The sequence below is a fragment of the Microvirga sp. 2MCAF35 genome (genome assembly GCF_052115545.1).
GTDB lineage: Bacteria > Pseudomonadota > Alphaproteobacteria > Rhizobiales > Beijerinckiaceae > Microvirga.
The window spans coordinates 1-21419 of record NZ_JBFRGW010000022.1; the positions used below are offsets into that span (position 1 = coordinate 1).

The 21419-nt window shown below is 64.4% G+C and carries 20 protein-coding genes, 1 tRNA gene and 1 pseudogene; 14 read left to right on the top strand and 8 right to left on the bottom strand.

Annotation, left to right across the window (positions count from 1 at the left end; translation table 11 throughout):
* Positions 1-727 (top strand): annotated as a pseudogene (locus AB4097_RS12695) (hypothetical protein); the annotation flags it as partial.
* A gap of 209 nt (positions 728-936) precedes the next feature.
* Positions 937-1578, top strand: coding sequence for a nucleotidyltransferase family protein (locus AB4097_RS12700; RefSeq protein WP_442040020.1), 642 nt, complete (start codon positions 937-939; stop codon positions 1576-1578).
* A gap of 21 nt (positions 1579-1599) precedes the next feature.
* On the opposite strand, the gene AB4097_RS12705 is transcribed toward AB4097_RS12700, so the two are convergent.
* Entirely contained in the window at positions 1600-2997 is a 1398-nt protein-coding gene (locus tag AB4097_RS12705) for an MFS transporter (protein WP_442040022.1), read from the bottom strand.
* 461 nt (positions 2998-3458) lie between these two features.
* On the opposite strand from AB4097_RS12705, the gene AB4097_RS12710 reads away from it, so the two are divergent.
* Together AB4097_RS12710 and AB4097_RS12715 are read left to right on the top strand one after the other, a co-directional pair.
* The gene (locus AB4097_RS12710) at positions 3459-4442 is read left to right on the top strand and encodes a zinc-dependent alcohol dehydrogenase family protein (RefSeq protein ID WP_442040024.1); all 984 of its coding nucleotides are present in this window, start codon (positions 3459-3461) and stop codon (positions 4440-4442) included.
* Between the two features lie 62 nt (positions 4443-4504).
* Positions 4505-5347, top strand: a complete 843-nt coding sequence (locus tag AB4097_RS12715) for a universal stress protein (protein ID WP_442040026.1) — start codon at positions 4505-4507, stop codon at positions 5345-5347.
* A gap of 63 nt (positions 5348-5410) precedes the next feature.
* Here AB4097_RS12715 and AB4097_RS12720 read toward each other — a convergent pair whose 3' ends face one another.
* Positions 5411-6031 (bottom strand): TIGR02466 family protein, encoded by a 621-nt coding sequence (locus AB4097_RS12720; protein ID WP_442040028.1) that lies wholly within the window; start codon positions 6029-6031, stop codon positions 5411-5413.
* Between the two features lie 177 nt (positions 6032-6208).
* Here AB4097_RS12720 and AB4097_RS12725 point away from each other — a divergent pair, with 177 nt between their 5' ends.
* Positions 6209-7384 (top strand): adenylate/guanylate cyclase domain-containing protein, encoded by a 1176-nt coding sequence (locus AB4097_RS12725; protein ID WP_442040154.1) that lies wholly within the window; start codon positions 6209-6211, stop codon positions 7382-7384.
* On the opposite strand, the gene AB4097_RS12730 is transcribed toward AB4097_RS12725, so the two are convergent.
* Positions 7372-8358, bottom strand: a complete 987-nt coding sequence (locus tag AB4097_RS12730; protein ID WP_442040030.1) for a glutathione S-transferase family protein — start codon at positions 8356-8358, stop codon at positions 7372-7374. The two genes, AB4097_RS12725 and AB4097_RS12730, sit on opposite strands and share 13 nt — an antisense overlap.
* 317 nt (positions 8359-8675) lie before the next feature.
* Between AB4097_RS12730 and AB4097_RS12735 the strand changes: the two genes are divergently transcribed.
* From AB4097_RS12735 to AB4097_RS12745, 3 genes are all read left to right on the top strand, one after another.
* Positions 8676-8751, top strand: a tRNA-Ile gene (locus AB4097_RS12735).
* 159 nt (positions 8752-8910) lie between these two features.
* Complete coding sequence (locus AB4097_RS12740) at positions 8911-9174, top strand: hypothetical protein (RefSeq protein ID WP_442040032.1); 264 nt, start codon at positions 8911-8913, stop codon at positions 9172-9174.
* 405 nt (positions 9175-9579) lie between these two features.
* Entirely contained in the window at positions 9580-10413 is an 834-nt protein-coding gene (locus tag AB4097_RS12745; RefSeq protein ID WP_442040034.1) for a universal stress protein, read from the top strand.
* A 118-nt stretch (positions 10414-10531) separates the two neighbouring features.
* Here AB4097_RS12745 and AB4097_RS12750 read toward each other — a convergent pair whose 3' ends face one another.
* Entirely contained in the window at positions 10532-11191 is a 660-nt protein-coding gene (locus AB4097_RS12750) for a Fe2+-dependent dioxygenase (RefSeq protein ID WP_442040035.1), read from the bottom strand.
* A gap of 121 nt (positions 11192-11312) precedes the next feature.
* Here AB4097_RS12750 and AB4097_RS12755 point away from each other — a divergent pair, with 121 nt between their 5' ends.
* From AB4097_RS12755 to AB4097_RS12770, 4 genes are all read left to right on the top strand, one after another.
* Complete coding sequence (locus AB4097_RS12755) at positions 11313-12167, top strand: hypothetical protein (protein ID WP_442040037.1); 855 nt, start codon at positions 11313-11315, stop codon at positions 12165-12167.
* A 4-nt stretch (positions 12168-12171) separates the two neighbouring features.
* The gene (locus AB4097_RS12760) at positions 12172-13500 is read left to right on the top strand and encodes a cytochrome c peroxidase (protein ID WP_442040039.1); all 1329 of its coding nucleotides are present in this window, start codon (positions 12172-12174) and stop codon (positions 13498-13500) included.
* Positions 13501-13573: 73 nt separating this feature from the next.
* The gene (locus tag AB4097_RS12765) at positions 13574-14629 is read left to right on the top strand and encodes a bifunctional transcriptional activator/DNA repair enzyme AdaA (protein ID WP_442040041.1); all 1056 of its coding nucleotides are present in this window, start codon (positions 13574-13576) and stop codon (positions 14627-14629) included.
* Between the two features lie 5 nt (positions 14630-14634).
* Positions 14635-15399 carry an isocitrate lyase/PEP mutase family protein gene (locus tag AB4097_RS12770; RefSeq protein ID WP_442040043.1) on the top strand — a complete coding sequence of 255 codons (765 nt, stop codon included), beginning with the start codon at positions 14635-14637 and terminating at the stop codon, positions 15397-15399.
* A 10-nt stretch (positions 15400-15409) separates the two neighbouring features.
* Here AB4097_RS12770 and AB4097_RS12775 read toward each other — a convergent pair whose 3' ends face one another.
* Positions 15410-16630: an MFS transporter gene (locus AB4097_RS12775; RefSeq protein WP_442040045.1), complete on the bottom strand. Its 1221-nt coding sequence runs from the start codon at positions 16628-16630 to the stop codon at positions 15410-15412.
* 281 nt (positions 16631-16911) lie between these two features.
* Between AB4097_RS12775 and AB4097_RS12780 the strand changes: the two genes are divergently transcribed.
* Positions 16912-18147 carry a CAP domain-containing protein gene (locus AB4097_RS12780; protein ID WP_442040047.1) on the top strand — a complete coding sequence of 412 codons (1236 nt, stop codon included), beginning with the start codon at positions 16912-16914 and terminating at the stop codon, positions 18145-18147.
* Between the two features lie 198 nt (positions 18148-18345).
* Here AB4097_RS12780 and AB4097_RS12785 read toward each other — a convergent pair whose 3' ends face one another.
* Genes AB4097_RS12785 through AB4097_RS12795 form a run of 3 tightly spaced genes read right to left on the bottom strand, consistent with a single transcriptional unit; the run spans position 18346 to position 19967 of the window.
* Entirely contained in the window at positions 18346-18813 is a 468-nt protein-coding gene (locus tag AB4097_RS12785; protein ID WP_442040049.1) for a DUF1801 domain-containing protein, read from the bottom strand.
* Between the two features lie 37 nt (positions 18814-18850).
* Positions 18851-19573, bottom strand: a complete 723-nt coding sequence (locus AB4097_RS12790; protein WP_442040051.1) for an LrgB family protein — start codon at positions 19571-19573, stop codon at positions 18851-18853.
* A complete protein-coding gene (locus AB4097_RS12795; protein WP_442040053.1) occupies positions 19566-19967 on the bottom strand; it encodes a CidA/LrgA family protein in 402 nt (133 codons plus the stop codon). The genes AB4097_RS12790 and AB4097_RS12795 overlap by 8 nt, the downstream gene beginning before the upstream one ends.
* A 167-nt stretch (positions 19968-20134) precedes the next feature.
* Between AB4097_RS12795 and AB4097_RS12800 the strand changes: the two genes are divergently transcribed.
* Positions 20135-21394: an MgtC/SapB family protein gene (locus AB4097_RS12800; protein ID WP_442040055.1), complete on the top strand. Its 1260-nt coding sequence runs from the start codon at positions 20135-20137 to the stop codon at positions 21392-21394.
* The last annotated feature ends 25 nt before the right edge of the window (positions 21395-21419 follow it).

The following is a 21419-nucleotide window of genomic DNA, read 5'->3' on the forward strand; positions in this document are numbered from 1 at the left end:
CAACAAGGTCTACGACAGCTTCAGCGTCGGCATCTATCTCGACAACGCGCAGGGTGCGGTGGTGCAGTCCAACACCGTGGCACACACCTACGACACCGATTTCTACCGCAGCGGCAAGCCGGCGACGGGCATCGAGATCGCCAACGAGAGTGGGGATCGTCAGCTCCCGTCCTCGGGTCTGGTGATTACCAACAACGTGCTCGGCGGCGTGGGCGACGTGCATTACAGCACCTATGGTGCCAACACCGGTCTGGTGAACTCGACGGTCGGTTCCAACACCGTCTACGGCAGCCCTGATTCCATCACGGCGCCGGCGAAGGCATCCGCGTCGGCGGCTCCGGCCCCGGCGCAGCCGATGCCGACCCCCTCGGAGGATTCGGCAGCCGCAGATGCCGGCGATTCGCTGACGAGCAATGCGCATGGCGCATTCGTCTTCGACACGGCTCTCGGAAAGGGCGTCAAGGTCATCGCCGACTTCGATACGGCCGACAACACGATTCAGCTCGATCACAGCATCTTCACGGAGCTGACCAAGACTGGTGCATTGTCCCCGCGCTACTTCGAGGTGAATGACACGGCCAAGGAGAAGAACGATCACATCATCTACGACAAGACTACGGGCGATCTTTCCTACGACGCCGACGGTTCAGGTTCGGGTGCTGCCGTGAAGATCGCGGTGATCGAGAACAAGGCTGCCCTGACCGCTGCCGACTTCTTCGTCATCTAACGATAATCTGCCTTATCATGCATGATGCGGGCCCGGTCGAACCGGGCCCGCGTTTCCTTATGGCGGCTTGACATCACTCCTGCGCCGGACCGGGGACGGCGTATACGGGATCGCAATCGGCCTCGATCGATGAGCATCTCGGCACAGGCGTTGATGTCTGAAATCCGGCGAAGCGGAAACCCGTTCCGTGAAGCCCCACGGATGGCGGCATGTTGACGGGTCGCCGGACCTGGGACCATATCGGGCCAATGAGCAATGTCGCGGCTATCATCCTCGCCGCCGGGCGGGGCACACGCTTCGGGCAGGACCCGAAACTGCTGGCTCGACTGGCCGAGCGGCCTCTGGTGCAGCATGTGGCCGACGCCGCCCTCGGGTCATTGGCAGACCCCGTGATCGTGGTCACGGGCCATCAGGCCGCTGCGGTCGAGGAGGTGTTGGCAGGGCTGCCGGTCCACATCGTCCGGAATGCCGCTTTCATGGACGGCCTTTCGACATCGCTGAAGACCGGGTTTGCGGCCCTGCCGTCCGAGGCGCAGGCGGCCGTCGTTCTCCTGGGGGACATGCCCCTCGTCAAGACCAGCCTGATCGACACCCTTGTGCTTGAATGGCAGCGCATGGGCGCACCGATGGCACTGGTTCCGACCATCGACGGTCGGCGTGGCAACCCGGTCGTGCTCTCGCGCGACCTCGCAGGCCAGATCGAACAGCTTTCAGGCGATAGCGGCGCAGGGCCGATCCTGCGCGGCCGATCCGACGTGCTGGAATACCCGGTCGACGATCCGGCGATCCTTCAGGACGTCGATACGCGGGCGGATTTCGGCCGTGTCAGCCGCGAACCACACCAGAGCTAGAGGAACACCGCCGGGACGAACTCACCGTCCGGAGGGCCTGCCGCCCCTGAGGATCCGAAGGCTGCTCGTCACACAGCCCACCAGCGACAGGGCCGCTCCCAGCCACAGGATGATGGTCGTCGGGCTGCCGGAAACCAGGCCGAAGAGAACCGCCGCCAGGGCCGCACCGAGGGACTGACCCACGAGCCGGGCCGACGATTGCATTCCGCTGGCCCCACCGCTGCGTTCCGGCGGCGCGCTGGTGATGATGGCCTTGTTGTTGGGAGACTGGAACAGGCCGAATCCCAGGCCGCAGATCGTCAACCGCCAGACCATATCCGCGGTCGATGGATGGTCCGGCAGCATGGCGACGAGGGCCAAGCCGGCCGAGAGAGTGGCAAGCCCGAGCCCGCCCAGCAGGCCGGGCGAGAAGCGGTCGGCCAGACGGCCGGCGATGGGGGCCGCCACGGCGATGGCCAAGGGCCAGGGAGTCATGAGCATGCCAGTCTCGGCAACACTCCGGCCCAACTCGTCATGGAAGTAGAACGGAAGCGCCAGGGTGGCGAGCGCCTGCGTGGCGAACGAACAGATCGAGGTCATCATCGACAGGGCGAAGACCGGCACCCGCAGGAGATCGAGAGGCAGCAGCGGCTTCGACAGCGACAGCTGGTAGCGCACGAAGACGAACCCCGCCACGACCGCGCCTGCGATGGCAATGACCGGATATGTGAGGTTGCCGGTGCTGAGGGCGTCGATCCCGGTGATCAGGAGGCCGAAGGTCAGGGCATTGAGAACGACGCTCCACCCGTCGAGCCGCCAAGCCGAACGGGGCGTATCGGGCAATGTCCGGGCCGCCACGATGAGCGCGAAGATACCGAGGGGCACATTGATCAGGAAGAGCCAGGACCAGGATGCAACCGACAGGATGGCCGCCGCCACCGTAGGACCGGCGGCCGACGAGATGGCGACCACAAGAGCGGTGTTCCCGACGCCCCTGCCCAGGAGTTTCGCCGGATAGATGAAACGCACGAGAGCGATGTTGACGCTCATGATTCCAGCCGCGCCGAAGCCTTGAAGAACACGCGCGGCGATCAGCATCGGGAAGGATCCGGCGAGGGCACATCCGAGTGACGCCAGGGTGAACACCAGGAGCCCGGCCCAGTAGATCCGCCGATAGCCCAGGGAATCGCCAAGGGAAGCCAGGGGCAGAAGGGAAACGGTGATGGCCAGCTGATAGGCATTGACCGCCCAGACGGTCGTGGCCGGATCCACCTGAAGCTCCCGCGCCATCACCGGCAGGGCCACGTTGACGATCGCGCTGTCAAGAACCGCCATGGTGAGAGCAATGGCAATGGCAAGGAAGGCCAGGAGACGCTCGGGATTGGGCAGGCCGTCCGTGAAGCCTGCCGCAGGCGAAGTCCGGGTTGAAGCTGTGTCCATGGTGATGTGCTGTCGATCGGCCGGGTCGGGTGGGATCTTCGGGAATCGTGCCAGCCCCGGCCGAGCTTGCATGATGCTCCAGGCGCAGCAGCGACCGGAAGCCGCCACCGAGCGCAAGGCCTGTCGCCAGTGACCTAACGTATGCTGAAACGGCTGTGAACCAATGAATTCAAACCCTTTGTCGCAATCGCGTGAGCCGGAAGCGGCAAAGCCTCTGTAAAACGACAGTCCGCGCTCTGAACGAATGCGAGCCGTTGACCAAGATGCTGCCGACAAGGTCAGGCCGTGTCCATTGATCTTGGTCAATGCTCCGTGACGAGGATAGCCCATGTTTCTCATGTGTTCGCTGAGAATGGGCGATCCTCTCACGAACCAAAAGAATGGCGGAGGCCCCCATGATCGTCAGGGCGGAGCATTCGCAGATGTGGATAAAAGCAGTGTTTCTTCATTGAGGCTATGCCATGAAGGCCATGGTGCTCCACCAAGTGCGCACGCCTCTGATCCTGGAGGAGCGCCCGCTCCCGGCGCCCGGAGCAGGCGAGATCCGCGTAGCTGTGGAAGCCTGCGCGGTGTGCCGGACCGACCTTCACGTGGTGGATGGCGACCTGCCGCATCCCAAGCTTCCCGTCGTTCCAGGCCACGAGATCGTCGGACGGGTGGAAGCGCTCGGTCCCGGAATCCGCAACCGCGCGTTAGGCGAGCGCGTCGGCATTCCATGGCTCGGCCATACCTGCGGACATTGCCCCTATTGTCGGTCGGGACACGAGAACCTGTGCGACGAGCCGCTGTTTACCGGATACACCCGGGACGGCGGCTTCGCCTCCCATGCCATCGCCGATGACGCCTATGCTTTCAGCTTAGCCGAGGACGGCGATCCGGTCGCTTTGGCGCCCCTCCTCTGCGCCGGTCTGATCGGCTGGCGCTCCCTGGTGGCTGCGGGCCCGGGCGAGAGGATCGGGCTCTTCGGATTCGGAGCGGCGGCTCACATCATTGCCCAAGTCTGCCAATGGCAAGGTCGTCGCGTCTTTGCCTTCACGCGCCCTGGCGATCGTGCGGCTCAGGATTTCGCCTGCTCCCTCGGGGCGGTCTGGGCCGGCGGCTCCGATCAGGAGCCTCCCGAGCGCCTGGATGCGGCGATCATCTTCGCGCCCGTGGGCGAACTCGTGCCTGTTGCGCTGCGCGCCGTGAGGAAGGGCGGACGCGTCGTCTGCGGCGGCATCCACATGAGCGACATCCCGCAATTTCCCTACCGGCTTCTCTGGGAGGAGCGGCAGATCCTGTCCGTCGCCAACCTGACCCGCCAGGACGCACAGGATTTCCTGGCGGTCGTCCCCAAGGCTCATATCAGAACGCAGACGGTACCCTATCCCCTGACCGCCGCCAACGAGGCCCTGGACGACCTGCGATCGGGACGGCTCCAAGGAGCTGCGGTTCTGATCCCCTGAAGAGGACGAAACAGATGTCATTGCAGCCGAGCAAAGAACCGAACGTTCAAAGAGAGGATTTCATGATCCAGAACATCCGCAGCATCCTGATCGGGATTACGGAAGAAGGAGATGCCGAGGAGCGCTCCTCCGCCCTGCCCTACGGGCTTTCGCTCGCCAGGCAGGCGAACGCCCATGTCACCGTTCAGGCGGCGTCCCTGAAAGTCACTCTGACCCATGCCTTCGTCAGCGCCTTTGCGGAAGGGCTCGTGGCCACCGAGAACCGCCGGCTGAACGCTCTCGCTCATGCGGCCGCCGAAGCCTCGCAGCGCGCCGCGGCGGCATCGGGGATCGCCTGCACCGCGCAGGCGCCGCAGCTTGCCTATCCGGCCCTTATCAGGAGCTTCACCTCCCTCGCCCGCACCCACGATCTGACCATTCTCGACCTCGAGCCGATCTCCCTCGCCGTCGACCGGGGATTGATCGAAGCCGTCCTGATGGAGAGCGGGCGACCTCTCGTCGTCGTGCCCGTGGGCCGAGAGGCATTTGAGGGTGATCGGATCATCGTGGCGTGGGATGGCAGCGCCAAGGCGGCGCGCGCCCTCAACGATGCCATGCCGTTCCTGCGGGCCGCCTCACAGGTCGAACTGATCAGCGTCACCGGGGAGAAGGACCTGGGGCACACGGTGCCGGGCGCGGAGATTGCTCCACACCTCGCCCGCCACGGCGTGGCCGTCAGCGTCCTGTCCCTTCCGGCCGTGAATGGAGACGTGGCCGAGACCTTGCGCAACCATGCGCATCTCACCCGTGCCGACATGATCGTGATGGGCGCCTACGTCCATTCACGCCTGCGCGAGATGATGCTCGGCGGCACGACCCAGTCACTGCTCAAGAACGCCCCGGTCCCCCTGTTTCTCTCCTACTGACGAAAGGAGCTTGGCGTCCAAGCATGCTCCCCACGAAAGAGGTTAGATGTCTCCCGCCGGGTCCTACTGCCAGGAGTAGTTGAAGCTGACGCTGATGCGCTCGCTTTCGGCCTCGTTCAGGGGGACCTCGTGGCGCAGCCAGCTTTCCCAGAGCAGTACCGTGCCGGGGACGGGCTTCATATAGGCGAATTGCCGGTTCTCTTGGCGGGCCTTGGCCTTGCGCGGAGGAGCGGCCATCATGAAGCCGAGGCGCGGGTCCTCGAGCTTGAGCGCGCTCGCGCCCTCCGGGATCGTCACGTAATAGGTGCCGCTGATCACCGAATGCGGGTGAATGTGGGACGTGTGGATGCCGCCCGGCGGGAGAATGTTGATCCACAGGCTGTCGAGCACGAGCTTGCGGCCCTGAAGGTCGAATTCCAGCTCCTTGGCGAAGCTCGCCACATGCTTGTCGAGCTCCTTCAGAAGCTCGCCGAACACCGGCACCCGCCAGGGCAGGTCGTTCAGGGAGGCATAGGACGTGTAGCCCGGATAGCCATGCTTGGCGCACCAGCGCTGGCCGGCCTCGTCGTCCTCGGCAATGGACAGGCAGGCTGCCTCCAGCTCCACATTGCGGAGTTCGGCCTTGGCGCCCGTCATCTCGGCGCGGTAGACTTTGGTGACGAAAAGCGTATCGATGCTTGGCATGGCTTGGCTCTATTCCGGCTGCCGGCCTCTGTCAAAGCCATTGCCCTTTCGCAAAAGGCATACCAGCTTTCCATCTGGAAAGATTCCTCGTGGGTTGAAGGATCCACCCGGGCAACACACCTTGGCCTTATGATGTCATCCTCCCTCCTGCCGGGCTCCTCGGACGATCTCCTGACCATGGCTCGAAGCCTCGACGCGGAAAGCCTCGCGCGGGTCATCGCCCTGCGGGACTGGCTGATCACGGTGGCGGGCCAGATGGAGGATTCGAACGAGGTTCTGTCGGGCTTCCTCAACCGCCTGATTGAGCTCGGCCTGCCCGTCGACCGGGCGGTGTCCGCCATCGAGACGCTGCATTCGGAATATGCCGGGATCGGGCGGTTCTGGACCCGGGAAGAAGGGACCGTGGTGCGCTACCTGCCGCACGGGGACCGCCGGGAGACCGTCTACCAGACGAGCCCCTTCGCCCATGTGAACCGCACAGGGGAGTGGCTCGTCCTCGATCTCGCGACGACCCCCGACGATCTCTTCCCGATCATCCCGGAGCTGAAGGAAGCGGGCTACCGCCACTACGTCACCATTCCGATCCGCTTCACCAGCGGGGCCGAGAACGCGATCTCCTTCGCGACGCGAGCGCCGCAGGGTTTCGGCACGCGCGAGCTGACGATCCTGCGCATGGTGATCCCGTCCTTTTCCCTCGTGACCGAGCTGCGCGCGACGAGCAACCGGCTCGATGAGGTCCTGCGCATCTATGTGGGCGACGACCCGCACAAGGCGATCCTCTCCGGCGCGATTCAGCGCGGACAGGTGACGCGGATCCGTTCGGCTATCCTGTTCGCCGACATGCGCGACTACACGCATATCTCGTCGACCCTGAGCCCGGAAAGCGCGGTCGAATTGTTGAACAATTACTTCGACTGCCTCGTGCCGCCCATCGAGGACGAGGGCGGCGAGGTGCTGAAATATCTGGGCGATGGGCTTCTCGCCATCGTGCGCGACAAGGGCGACGACACGGGCGGCGCCGCGCAATCTGCGCTCACGGCGGCAACCAAGGCGCTTCGGCGCATCGAGGCGGCCAACAACGAGGGCCGCTTTCCGGTGCCGATCAATGCCGGCCTGGCCCTTCATCATGGCGATGCGGCCTACGGCAATGTGGGCTCCGGCCAGCGCCTCGACTTCACGGTGATCGGGCGCGACGTGAACCTCGCCAGCCGCATCGCGGAGTTGAACAAGAGACTGGGCGAACCGCTGCTCATGTCAAAACCCTTCGTCGAGCATCTCTGGGGCAACCCCACACCGCTCGGCGCTCACGAAGTCGAAGGCTTCGCGGAGGCGATCGAGGTTTACAAGCCCTGAAAAGCATCGCGCCCATGCGGCGTATCGAGATTCAGGATCGGACCGAGCGGCACGATTCCCGTGGGATTGATGGTCCTGTGGCTCTCGTAATAATGCCCTTTGATGTGCGTCATGTTCACGGTCTCGGCGATGCCACCCGTCTGGTAGATGTCGCGTAGATAGCCCGAGAGATTCGGGTAATCCCCGATGCGGCGCAGGTTGCATTTGAAATGGCCGACATAGACAGGATCGAAGCGCACCAATGTGGTGAAGAGCCGAATGTCGGCCTCGGTCAGCCTGTCGTCGCAGAGATAGCGGCGGGAGGACAGGCGCTCGTCGACGACGTCGAGCGTTTCGAAAAGCGGACGGACCGCCTCTTCATAGGCCTGCTGCGTCGTCGCGAAACCGGCTTTGTAGACCCCGTTGTTGACTGTGTCGTAGATGCGCCCGTTCAGGGTATCGATCTCGGTGCGCAGGTCGTCGGGCCAGTAATCGCCCGGCTTGGCCCCCAAGCCGTCGAAGGCCGAGTTCATCATGCGGATGATCTCGGCGGATTCGTTGTTCACGATGGTGCCCGTCGCCTTGTCCCAGAGGACGGGAACCGTCACGCGGCCGGTATAGTCGGGCACCGCCGCCGTGTAGACCTGATAGAGGTATTGCGCCTGGTTGATGGGGTCGGGAACGACGTCCGGCCCGTCCTCGAAGGTCCAGCCATGCTCGAGCATGCGCCAGTGCACGACGGAGATGTCGATCATCCCCTCCAGGCCTTTCAGCTTGTGCATGATCAGGGTGCGATGCGCCCAGGGACAGGCGAGCGACACATAGAGATGATAGCGCCCCGGCTCCGCCTTGAACCCGCCCTCCCCCGTCGGACCGGGCGAGCCGTCGGCGGTGACCCAGTTGCGGAAGACCGACGGTTTGCGGACGAAGCGCCCGCCGGTGCCCTTGGTGTCGTACCATTGGTCGTGCCAGACCCCGTCGATCAGCAAACCCATCTCATCCTCCACCCGTCGTCCCGCCCCCCGCATGGGAATGGCTCGACCCAGCCGGGAAAGCAGACAGATGGAGGATCCCCGCCGGCGTCAAGGGGACAGATCCATCCCGGCGCCGGGATAGTGTGACCGCCGGGCAGAGCCGCAGGATAAAACCGGCTTGACGGACCGTGAGATGTATTACAGGAACATGAATCATCTCCGGTCTCTTCCGGAGCGCCCTCTCACCTGAGTTCCGCTCATGGCAAGGGCATGGCCTGCCGCCACGACAAGGGGTGGCGACGGGCTTCCCCTCGGACGATCCCTTGCCTTCCTCGGAAGGGCCTGTAGCTCAATGGTTAGAGCCGGCCGCTCATAACGGTCTGGTTGCAGGTTCGAGTCCTGCCGGGCCCACCACTTCCTTCAAGACGCAAGGCGGCTCAATAGCAGGCGTTCAATGGCCTGCCGGGTTCTGTCCCGCATCTTGCATCTTGGCCGCAACCTTCCGGAATACGTCGCGTTGGATTTTGACCAATAAGCATCACTCCAGGGGCATCTGATCGCAAGGAGATCCCCATGCGTCGTATATTGTTGGGTACTGTCACCGTCGCCGCCATCGCTCTTGGTGCTGCCACCGCCATGGCTCAGAATCCTCCGCCACCGGTTCCGGGCGGAAGCGGATCCCAGACGACGAATCCGTCGACTTACCGGGACACGGCCAGGCGGGACCGTGAGCGCTCGATGCTGCTTCAGCAGAAGCAGCTCGGCATGACCACCGGCAGCGTCAGCAAGCATCATACCACCAAGAAGCACCACCGCACGACCCATCACAGCATGTGAACAGGTCGGCACGTGCAACGTTCAGGCTTGAAGGCTCCGGCCGTCGACCGGCGCCTTCAAGCCTGCAACCGATGTCGGAACGGCGTCGCCGACCTGGGATCTTGCGTGACAATAAAAGGCGCGCCGCCGACCTTGCAGGGATCGCCACCCGTACAAACAGCTCATCTTCCAAGACGGCTCGCGCATGATCGAGGCACCATCCGGCCACGGGAGCGGACCCGGCACTGCCCTGTGCTATCATGAAAGCACATGCTGAAGGTGGCGATCCCGCCATGACCCACGGCCACGATGCCGCCTGCCTTGGACAGATTGCTCCAGATCAAAGCAAGGTCCCGATGTTGATCCCATGATAGTCATCAACGGCTCCGGCATCAGCCGTGTCCGAGCCGATGGAGGAGCGATGCGATGACCAAGGACATTATGGTTCATCTCGACGGGAGCGCCGAGGACGAGATCCGGTTGGAGTATGGGCAGGCGATCGCGGCGGCAGGCCAGGCCCATCTGATCGGCATTTTCACCAACCTGCTGTCGGACATCACCGCTCCCATTCCGATGGATGGGGGCGCGGCCGCCATACAGGTCCTCGCGGAACTCGACGAGCGCGCCCGGCGGGACGGCGACGTGACCGAGAAGCGTCTGACGGAGCGGCTGGCCAGCCTTCAGGCGCCGAACGGGTTCCGTCGCCTCGAGGGGACTTATGGTGTCCTGTCCGCCGAGGTCGCGGAACTGGCGCGTTGTGCCGACCTCTTCATCGCCACACGGCCTCACCGCGAACTCGACAAGATCGATTGGTCGGATCTCGCCGAAGCGGTGCTCTTCGGCAGTGGACGGGCACTCCTGCTCGTGCCGCCCGGACGCCATCGGCAAGGGCCGATCCGGACCGTGCTGGTGGCCTGGAACGGCAGCCGCGAGGCCGCCCGTGCCCTGCGCGAGGGATTGGACTTTATCGAGCAGGCGGCACGCACGATCGTTCTCGTCGTTGACCCTCCGGAGGATACTGAAACGTGGAACGAGGTGGAACTCCATCTCGCACGCCATGGTGTGGTCGCGGAAATCGTCTCGGTCGAAAGCGGAAACCGCAGCATCGGCGGCGTCATCCTGGATGAGGCAAGCCGCCTGTCGGCTGATCTCGTCGTCATGGGCGGATACGGTCACGCTCGAATGAGAGAGCAGGTTTTCGGAGGCGCGACGCGGGATCTCCTCCATACCGCGACAAGCCCTCTGCTGATCGCGCATTGAGTTCGCCCGAAGATTCTTGGAATGCGGACGCAGGCATGACGCGCGTCGCCATCATTCAAGATCATCGGACCTCCGGCGGTGGGCACTTCTGCCACGTGTTCGCGGAGAGTTATGTCATCTAAACCTCCGCCCACATGCGGAACAGATTGGCGCTGCTCTTCGCCAGCAGGTCGAACTCCGGAGTCTTGCCCGACCGCGTGAACAGGTTGCGCTTGGCGGTCTCGAGGTCGAACAGAAGCTCGCGCCGGGCGCTGTCGCGCACATAGCTCTGCGCCCAGCCGACCGCGACCGTCCGCTCTCCCCGCGTGACGGGAGCGACCCGGTGCAGGCTCGTCGAATCGTAGGCTACCAGATGCCCGGCCGGGAGCTTCACGTCCTCCTCGCCGGACACGGACTCGATCACGAGCTCCCCGCCGTCGTAAGTATCCGGATCGGCAAGGAAGAGCGTGAAGGACACGTCCGTGCGGATGCCGTTCATCAGCGGATTGTCCACGTGAGAGCCATATTCCCTGCCTGCGCCGTAACGAGCGAAGGTCAGCGGCGTAAGGGTCTTAGGCCGCACTGCGAGGCTGAAGACCTCGTTGCCCAGAATGGCCGTCGACACCTTCTCCCGGAGCAGGGTGAGAGCCGCGCCCTCACGAGCCTGCTCGTTGTCCTTGACCAGCCGGGCGCTCCACCCCGCCGTCGCGCGACCGTCCTCGAAGCGCATGGAGCCCAGCATCGCCCGGACCTCTTCGAGATCGGCCGGGGAGAGGACGTCCGCAATCGTGATCAGCATGGGAGAGGACCTTCGGGCTTGCCAGACCTCGCCATATTATGTAGCTAACCTCTTGTAAAGACACACAGTTTTTAACTTTTCTAAACTACCGCGCGGCAGCTTGCGTGCCGAGGGGGGACCCATGAAGAAACGGAAGTTCTGGGCGGGCCTGAGCTCCGCCGCCCTTGTTGTCGCGCCGGTCGCCGCGCATGCGACGGCTCTGCCTGCTCAGCCGCAGGCCGGAATCGAGGTCAAGGCCGGCCAGCCCCTGCTTCAGCTCGCCCAGCATCAGGGCCATGCCGCTCCTGCGGCCACGGCCGGCGGCGAGGGCGACGAGGGTGGAGCCCGCGCAACGCCGCTGCCGGCGCCCCTCCATGTCTATCGCGGCATCGAGATGATTCGCGGCCACCTCACCGTCGGCGCGGAGCTGATCGAGGCCGGCCGCTGGGCCGACGCCCTGCCCCACTTCCTGCATCCGGAGGAAGAGATCTACGGCAGCATCCGCGACCAGCTGAAGAGCCTCAACATCGCGCCGTTCCAGGTTGCCCTGAAGTCCCTGTCGCAGACCGTGAAGGCCAAGAACAAGGAAGCTTACACTCGCGCCCGCGCCGCGCTCGACGAGCGCCTCGCCGCGGCCGAGACGGCCGTGAAGGCCAAGGAAGCGGACGGCACTTACTTCGTGCTCGAAACGGCCCTCGAAGTGCTGCAGCAGGCCGCCGACGAATACGAGGAAGCCGTCGAGAAGGGCCGTATCGCCAACGTGGTCGAGTACCAGGATGCGCGCGGCTTCGTGTTCGAGGTGGATCGCCTTGTCGGAACGGTCATGCCGGCCGCTTCCGCCAAGAGCGCCGACGCGGTCAAGGCCTTGCAGGCGAGCCTCGACGACCTGAAGGCGACCTTCCCGGCCGTGACGCCGCCGAAGCAGGCGGTGAAGGATTCCGGACAGTTCCTGAGCGCCGTCGCGAAGTTCGAGCTGCAGCTCAGCAACTTCCACTGATCTCATGCCGCGCGAGGCCCTCGCAAGAATCGGTCGGGCGCTTGCGGGCCTCGTGCTTGCAAGCGTGCTGGGCGGAGCGGCCGACAAGCCCGCTCCGCTCGACGTCGGGCATTGGAGGCAGGCTTTTGCACGTCCGAACCATGCTCCGACGCCTGCGGAGAACTCGGCCACCCCGGAAAAGATCGCGCTCGGCGCGAAGCTTTTCGAGGACACCCGCCTGTCGGGATCCGGCGACATGGCGTGCTCGAGCTGCCATCAGGCGGATCTTTCCTTTTCCGACGGGATCGACCGCCATGTGGGCCATGACGGACAGCCTCTCGACCGGCGCACGCCTCCCCTGTGGAATCTCGCCTGGGGCCTCTCCTTCTTCTGGGACGGCCGGGCATCGAGCCTGGAAGACCAGGCCATGGGGCCGATCGAAAACGAGCGCGAGATGGCCGGCAACCTGCAGACGGCCCTGCGGGCGCTCGATTCCGATCCGCAGATGCGCAAGGCGTTCGCCTTCGCCTTTCCGGACGATCCGGCCGTGACTCAGGCCAACCTGGCAAAGGCGCTCGCGGCCTTTCAGCGGACGCTCGTCTCGCCGGAAACCCGCTTCGACCGATGGGTCAAGGGCGACGACAAGGCTCTGGAACCGGATGAGCTTGCGGGTTTCTCGCTCTTCGTCGGCAAGGCCGGCTGCGTAGCCTGCCACCAGGGCTGGCGGTTCACCGATGAAGCCTTCCACGACATCGGCCTGCCGAGCGAGGACAAGGGGCGCGGCCCCATCCTCGGCGTCAGCGCCGCGAACCACGCCTTCAAGACGCCGAGCCTGCGCGAGCGGGTCTGGTCCGCGCCCTACATGCATGACGGCTCCCTCGCCACGTTCGACGATGTGGTCGCGCATTATGCGGAGCACGTGGTGGAGCGCCCCACTCTTTCGGCCGACCTGCCGCGCCGGATCGAACTTGACAACGAAGAGCGCGCGCAACTCGTCGCCTTCCTCGACACCCTGTCCAGCGACGACCCTCCCCGCCCCGCAAGCCTTCCCACGAAAGCTATGTCCTGGGGTGCAACGGCTGAAGCTGTCCCCGCATCGACCGTCAGCCAGAAGGACAAGCGCTTCACGCCGGGCACGATCATCCTGAAGCTGGGCGAAGCCCTGCGCATCGTCAACGACGACACCCGTGTCCACAACGTGCGCCTGGACGGGCCGGGCAAGAGCTTCAACTCGGACGCCCAGAACCCCGGCGACACGGTCACCATCGGGTTCGACAGCCCGGGCCATTACGATGTGATCTGCGGGATCCATCCGGACATGCGCCTGAGCGTGGACGTCGCCCAGGCGCGCTGAACGGCAAACGAAAATACACGCCTCATTTCCGGCGACATGAGCCCGGCGGCTGCGCTAAAACAGGGTCATGCCAATGCTCCGCGATGACGACACTCTCTTTGCCGCCCTGATCGCCCGCGATCCTTCCTACGAGGGTTTCGCCTATGTGGGTGTGAAGACGACAGGCATCTTCTGCCGCCTGACCTGCCCGGCCCGCAAGCCGAAGCGCCGCAACGTGGTGTTCTTCTCCTGCAAGGACGCCGCGCAGGATGCGGGCTTTCGCCCCTGCCTCCGCTGCAAACCCCTCGACAGCAGGCGGCCGACGAGCGGCGTCTTCGAAACCTTGAGGGACAGGATCAGGGCCGAGCCGGAACGGCGTTGGAGCGCCGAGGATTTACGCGCTCTCGGCTACGATCCCTCCACCGTGCGCCGCGCCTTCCAGCGTGAGTACGGCGTCACCTTCGCGCAATATGCGCGCTCGCAGCGCTTAGGGCTTGCAGTGAACACTTTGCAGCAGGGAGGCTCCGTGATGGATGCCCAGCTCGACGCCGGCTATGAATCCGGCAGCGGTTTTCGCGACGCCATCGGCAGGCTCATCGGCGATGCGCCGATCCGCACGCCGGCGCGTCAGATCCTGACGGCGCAATGGCTCGACACGCCCATCGGGGCGATGCTCGCGGTCGTGGACGACACGGGCGTCCACCTGCTCGAATTTGCTGAGCGCAAGGCGCTTCCGGCCGAGATTGAGCGCCTGCGCAAGCGCGTCGGTCCGATCTGCTTCGGGCAACATCCGATGCTCGACACGCTCTCCCACCAAGTGGAGCAGTATTTTGCCGGCCGTTCCGTCTCCTTCGATGTTCCTATCGTTCAGAAGGGAACGCCATTCGAGACGACGGTGTGGGATGCCCTGCGCCGGATCCCGGCTGGTGCCACGCGCAGCTACGGCGAGATCGCGCATCTCATCGGCCGACCCGATGCGCCCCGTGCCGTGGCGCGGGCGAACGGCGCCAATCAGGTGGCGATCATCGTGCCCTGCCATCGCGTGATCGGTGCCGATGGATCATTGACCGGCTACGGCGGCAAGATCTGGCGCAAGCAATGGCTGCTCGAACACGAGCGACGCGTCGCAACAACGCTACCCAAGGGGTGAAACACATGACGGATCAAGTCACGAAGGCCGGGGCGTTCAAGGCTCTCCACGTTTCCGGCCGCCCGATCAATCTGTTCAATGTCTGGGATGCGGGCAGCGCCAAAGCGGTTGCGGCGAGCGGCGCGAAGGCTCTCGCCACCGGCAGCTGGTCGGTCGCGGCCGCCCATGGTTTCGAGGATGGCGAATTCATGCCGTTCGACCTCGCCCTCTCCAATCTGGAGCGCATCGTGGCGGCGACGGATCTGCCTGTGACTATCGATCTGGAAAGCGGCTACGGGGCCACTCCCGAAGAGGTCGGGGCAACCATCGCCCGCACGGTGCAGGCCGGCGCCATCGGCTTCAACATCGAGGACGGCGTTCGGGAAACAAGCCCGCTGCGCGAAGCGTCGGAACAGGCCGCGCGTCTCAGGGCCGTCCGGGAGGCGGCGGACGGGCTCGGTGTCCCGGCTTTTCTGAATGCGCGGACGGACGTGTTCCTGATCGCGCCCGCGGATGAGCACGAGAGCCTCGTCGCCGGCGCTGTGGAACGGGGCCGCGCCTATGCCGATGTCGGTGCGGACGGGTTCTTCGTGCCGGGTCTGATCGATGAATCGCTGATCGCCCGCGTCGTGGAACGTTCGTCCCTGCCGGTGAACATCATGGCCAACGCGAAGACTCCTTCGGCTGCCCGGCTCGCGGAACTCGGCGTCGCGCGCATCAGCCATGGCCCAGGCCCGTATCGCATGGCGATGAAGGCCCTGGAGGACGCCGCGAGGGCGGCCTTACTTTGACAGCCGGAGCTTACGCGTGCTTCCTCTCGATCTTCGGGAGGAAATACGCGAGAAGTCCCAAAGCCGGCAGGAACGAGCAGAATGTGTAAACCGTCGCGATGCTCGTGACGTCGGCGAGATGTCCGAGCGCTGCGGCGCCGATCCCTGCCATGCCGAACGAGAAGCCGAAGAAGAAGCCGGAGATCATGCCGACGCGGCCCGGCACGAGTTCGATGGCGTAGACGACGATGGACGAGAAAGCGGAGGCCAGAACCACGCCGATGATCATGCTCAGCACCGTTGTCCAAAACAGATTGGCGAAGGGCAGCATGAGCGTGAAGGGCAGAACGCCGAGGATCGAGAACCAGATCACATAGCGCCGGCCAACCCTGTCGCCGAGAGGACCGCCGAGCAACGTGCCGACGGCGAGCGATCCGAGGAAGATGAAGAGGTGGATCTGCGCGTCCTGCACAGGAAGCTGGAACTTGGAGATCAGGTAAAACGTGAAATAGTTGGTGAAGCTCGCGACGTAAAAGTCCTTCGAGAAGATCAGCAGCACCAGGATCGCAAGGGAGATCACGATGCGGCGTTTCGAAAACACCGATCCCGTCTCAACCGCGCGCGGCTTGGCGCGCAGATCCGCGAGTTTCGCCTGATACCAGCGCCCCACCACGAAGAGGATCAGCATTGCCAGCAAGGCCACGGCGGAAAACCAGGCGATGCTCGGCTGTCCGAACGGGACGACGATGAAGGCCGCAAGCAGCGGCCCCAGCGCGCTTCCGGCATTGCCGCCGACCTGGAACACGGACTGGGCCAAGCCGTGCCGCCCGCCCGAGGCCAAGCGCGCCACGCGGGAGGATTCCGGGTGGAAGACCGACGACCCCATGCCGATGAGGGCGGCCGCCAGGAGCAGGACCGGATAGGAACCTGCCCGAGAGAGCGTCAGGAGGCCGATGAGGGTGAAACCCATGCCGACGACCAGGGAGAACGGCTGCGGCTTGCGGTCCGTGAACGTGCCGATCATGGGCTGGAGTAGCGAAGCGGTGAGTTGGAAGGTGAGCGTCAGAAACCCGATCTGTCCGAAATCGAGGTGAAAATCCCGTTTGAGGATCGGGTAGATCGCCGGCAGCAGCGACTGGATGAGGTCGTTCAGCAGATGCGACACGCTGATGGCGGCGAGGATCGGGACCGCAATCCTTTCCGGCGAGAGGGAACGTGCCGAAAGGGACATGGCTGGCGTTTGTTTGGTCATCGTTGTTCTTCGTGATCCTGCCACGCTTGCAGACAAGCCTGGCCGTAAGGCATTTCCAGCTTTCGCTATAAACCAGAATAGGTTCCTGATCTCCCTCTCATCCTGCAGGGCTGGGTTACGGCGCAGGTAGGGCGGGCTCCCTCCTGCATGTTTCGAGAATCCGCATCGCGATCAAGCGCAACATTGCATTCAAGGTCACAACTTTTTCCTATTTGGCTTTTAAACCCGATTCAGGACTTTAACCCGGAAGCGGGAAAATCATAAAAACCAAGGGGTATTTCATGTCGCAAGCCACGGCTTATGAGCAGCTCATGCTCGAATTGCTCAATCGCGAGCGCGCCGCGACCGGTGCTCAGCCGCTTGCCTTCAACGCCAGCCTGAACGACTCGGCCGATTCGCACAGCAGCTGGATGATCGCGACGGACACGTTCTCGCATACGGGATCGGGCGGCTCGACGCCGACCGAGCGGATGACCCAGGCCGGTTATGCCTTCTCCGGCACCTGGGCCTCGGCGGAGAACATCGCCTGGGTCAGCACGCGGGCGCCGGAGGGCCTCCAGGACGAGGTCGAACTCCTGCACACGAACCTGATGAACAGCCCCGGCCACAAGGCCAACATCCTCAACGGGACCTTGAGCGAAGTCGGCATCGGCTTCGACACCGGCCCCTACCAGAGCTGGGACGGCGCCTTCGTCACGGAGAACTTCGCCAAGTCGGGCACGGCGGTGTTCCTCACCGGCGTCGGCATGGCCGACAAGGACGGCGACCGTTTCTACGATATCGGCGAAGGTCTCGGCGGACTGACCGTGACCGCCGTCAGCGCGACCGGCGCCCAATACAGCACGACGACGCAAAGCGCCGGCGGCTACAGCCTGGCGCTTGCGGCGGGCACCTATTCGGTCACCTTCTCGGGCGGCGGCTATGCCCCCGTGACCAAGCAGGTGGCCATCGGCTCCTCGAACGTGAAACTCGACCTGATCAACCCGGCACAGGGAGCCCCGGCCGTATCGACCATGATGAAGGGCAACGCGGGCAGCAACACCCTGAAGGGAACATCCGCAGACGACACGATCAAAGCCTTGGGCGGCAACGACAAGGTCCACGGCAATGGGGGCAGCGACAAGCTCTATGGCGGAGCCGGGAACGATGCGCTCAGCGGCAATGGCGGAGACGACCGGCTCTTCGGAGACAGCGGGAACGATACTCTTTCCGGCAGCAGCGGCAACGACACCCTGACCGGCGGAAGCGGGAATGACACCCTGAAAGGCGGCGCGGGCGCGGACAGCTTCCGGTTCCACGGCAAGTGGGGGGCGGACAAGATCACCGATTTCAGGGACGGTATCGATTTCATCGACCTGAGCGGCACGGGCCTGAGCTTCAAGGATCTCAGCATCCGCGCGTTCAATGCGGACAGCGACGGCAGGGTGGACGACGTGATCATCAAGACCCACGGCCAGTCGATCACGCTGCTCAATGTGAAGCATGCGCTGATCGGAGCCTCCGACTTCCTGTTCTGACAGGGAGCCTCATTGGTCTCTCGTCGATCGGAGAGGCTGTCCGATAAATACATCTCCGTCATGGCCGGGCTTGTCCCGGCCATCCCGATTGGAAAAGCGCCGGCGCCGCGATCAATCGGGATCACCGGCACCAGGCCGGTGATGACGTGAGAGCGGCTGGCCGTGCGTGTCGGACTATTCTCCGAGGCTGTCGGAGGCTTACGAGTCTGCCTTCTGCGGCCGCGCGGAACGAGCCGCCGGCTTCTTCGACATGTTCAATGCCACGGCCGCGCGAATGAGCGCCTTCAGCGCTTCCTCATCGATGCCGTCGCCCTCATGGATGTCGATGGCGCGCCTCGTGTTGCCGTCGAGGCTGGAGTTAAAGAGGCGTGACGGATCCTTCAACGAGGCGCCCTTGGCGAAGGTCATCTTCACGACGGTCTTGTAGGTCTCGCCGGTACAGATGATTCCGCCATGCGACCATACCGGAACGCCGCGCCACTTCACTTCCTCGATCACGTCCGGATCGGCCTGCTTGATGAGCGCGCGAACCCGAGCGAGCGTCTCGCCCCGCCAATCGCGCAGCTCCTCGATCTTCGCGTCGATCAGCCGGGAGGGCGCCTCGCCTTCAAGACCCTCGTCCGATGTGCCTTGTGCTTTCACCGCTTCTGCCGTCGCTTTCTTCATGCCCATTCTCGCCCGGTCGTGTCTCTCGTCATGGAGACTATTCCAGCAGCAGCTTCAGCACCAGCGGCAGAAGCAGGGCCGTCACAAGCGCATTGAGCGCCATGGCGATGCCCGCGAAGGTGCCGGCGAGCGAATGGACCTGGAAGGCGCGCGCGGTGCCGATGCCGTGCGAGGCGAGCCCCACCGCGAAGCCGCGGGCGCGCCAATCCTTCATACGCAACGCGTTCATCAGCGGCGTCACCATGATGGAGCCCGCAACGCCGGTCAGCATGATCAGGATGGCGGTCAGGGCCGGATCGCCGCCTAAGGCCTCCGTGATCCCCATGCCCACGGGAGCGGTGACGGATTTCGGCGCCAGCGAGATGAGAACGGGATTGGGAATGCCGAAGAGCTGCGCGACGGTCACGGCCGACACGATGGCCGCGACGGATCCCACAACGAGCGCCACCATCATCGGCACGATGGAGCGCAGTACGATGGACCTGTTTTCGTAGAGCGGAATGGCGAGCGCGACGGTCGCGGGACCGAGCAGGAAGTGAACGAACTTCGCGCCTTCGAAATAGACCGGATACGACGTACCCGTGACCCACAGCACGAGGGCGACGGCCGCTACGGCGATCAGTACCGGATTGCACAAAGGATGGCGCCTGAAGGCCTGCGAGATGCGGTCCGCGATCACGTAGGCACCGAGCGTCACCACGAGCCAGAGCAGCGGTGTCTGCGAGAGATAGACCCAGAGGGAGAAGGCCTGATCACTCACGGGCTTTGCCCTCCTCTGCCGCTTCCATCGACGAGCCCGTGAGGCGCGACACCACCACGAAGGCGACGACGGTCACGATGAGCGTCACGAAGGTCGAGATGACGAGAGCGACGCCGAGCCCGATGCCGTATTCCGCCAGAACATCGAACCGCTGGATCACGCCGACGCTCGCCGGAATGAACAGCAGCGAGAGATGGGCCAAAAGCCCTTTCCCGGTTGCGTCGAGGGCTCGGCCGAACTCCGGGATCCGCGTCCTGATCCGGTCGCGAAAGCTTAAGGCAACGAGCAGGAGCAGCATTCCGAGCACCGGCCCCGGAAGCGGCCATCCGAACCCGCGGGTGACGATCTCGCCGAGCAGCTGGCAGAGAAGAATGACGGTCAGGCTGACGATCATGATCGGCCTCGGAAGCGAGAGACCTGCTAGAGGTACCGCGATGCAGGGTTTGTGCAAGGCGTCGATGGCAGCTTCCGAAGAAGCTGGACTGTCTCCCGAAGCATGCCCATGCTAATCAACCGGATGGCCGAAGCGACCGGGTGTCGCGTCGGCCGAGCAACAAGATCATGAACGACACGTCTCTGCTTTTCCGTCTTGCCGTTGCCCTCGCCATCGGCCTGCTGATCGGCCTGGAACGCGGCTGGCAGCAGCGCGAGGAGGCGGAGGGCGAACGCACCGCCGGCCTTCGGACCTATACGCTGGTCGCCCTGCTCGGCGCCCTGTCGGCCGTTCTGGCGGGCTATACCAGCACGGTCTTTCTCGCTCTCTCCTTCCTCGGCTTCGCTCTCGCGTTCAGCGCCTTCTCCTGGCTGGAGGCGAAGGCGGAGGAGAATTTCAGCGTCACGGGCGTCGTCGCCGGTCTGCTTACCTTCTGTCTCGGCGCCTATGCGGTGCTCGGAAACCTCGAAATCGCGACCGCCACGGGTGTCGTGGTCACCCTCATCCTGGCGCTCAAGCGGCCGCTTCACCAATGGGTCCGCACCATCACCTGGCTGGAGATCAGGTCCGCGCTCATTCTTCTCGCGATGACGTTCCTGGCGTTGCCCTTGCTGCCGAACCGGACGGTCGACCCCTGGAATGCGGTCAATCCCTTCGAAATCTGGCTGCTCGCCATCATCATCGCGGCCATCTCCTTCGTCGGCTATGTCGCGGTGAAGATCATGGGGAGCCAGGCGGGCGTGGCGCTCGCGGCGCTCGCGGGCGGATTGGCGTCCTCGACGGCGACGACCGTTACCCTCGCCCGGTTGGCGCGCGAACATCCCGCCGCGAGCCCGCTGCTCGCCGGCGGCATCCTTCTGTCCGGATCAGTGATGGTCGCCCGCGTGCTGGTCATCGCGAGCGTCCTGAACAACACCCTGCTCGTTCCGCTCGCCTGGCCCCTGGGCGCCGGGAGCCTTGTCCTGATCGCGGTGGCCGGACTGCTGTTCTTCACCTACGGCAGAGGAAGCAAGGAGCATCCTCAGCTCGGCTTGAGGAGCCCCTTCGAACTCGGGACGGCGCTGAAGCTCGCGGGCCTGATCGCGGTGATCAGCCTGCTGGCGAAGGTGATCGGCAATTCCGCCGGCGATGTCGGCATCACCATCCTGGCGGCGCTCTCCGGCATCGCTGACGTGGATGCGATCACGCTCTCGCTCGCGCGTCTCGCCAATAACGGCATCACGCTCGTCACGGCGGCGCTCGGCATCGGCATCGCGGTTTCGGTTAACACGGTGGTGAAGGCGGGAATGACGTTCAGCTTAGGAACGGGACAGGCCGGCTGGATCGTCTCGGCCGCGAGCATTACGGCGATTGCCGCGGGCGGCGCGGCTTTCGCGTTATTCGGCTGACATGAAAAAGGCGGGTGTTGAAGTC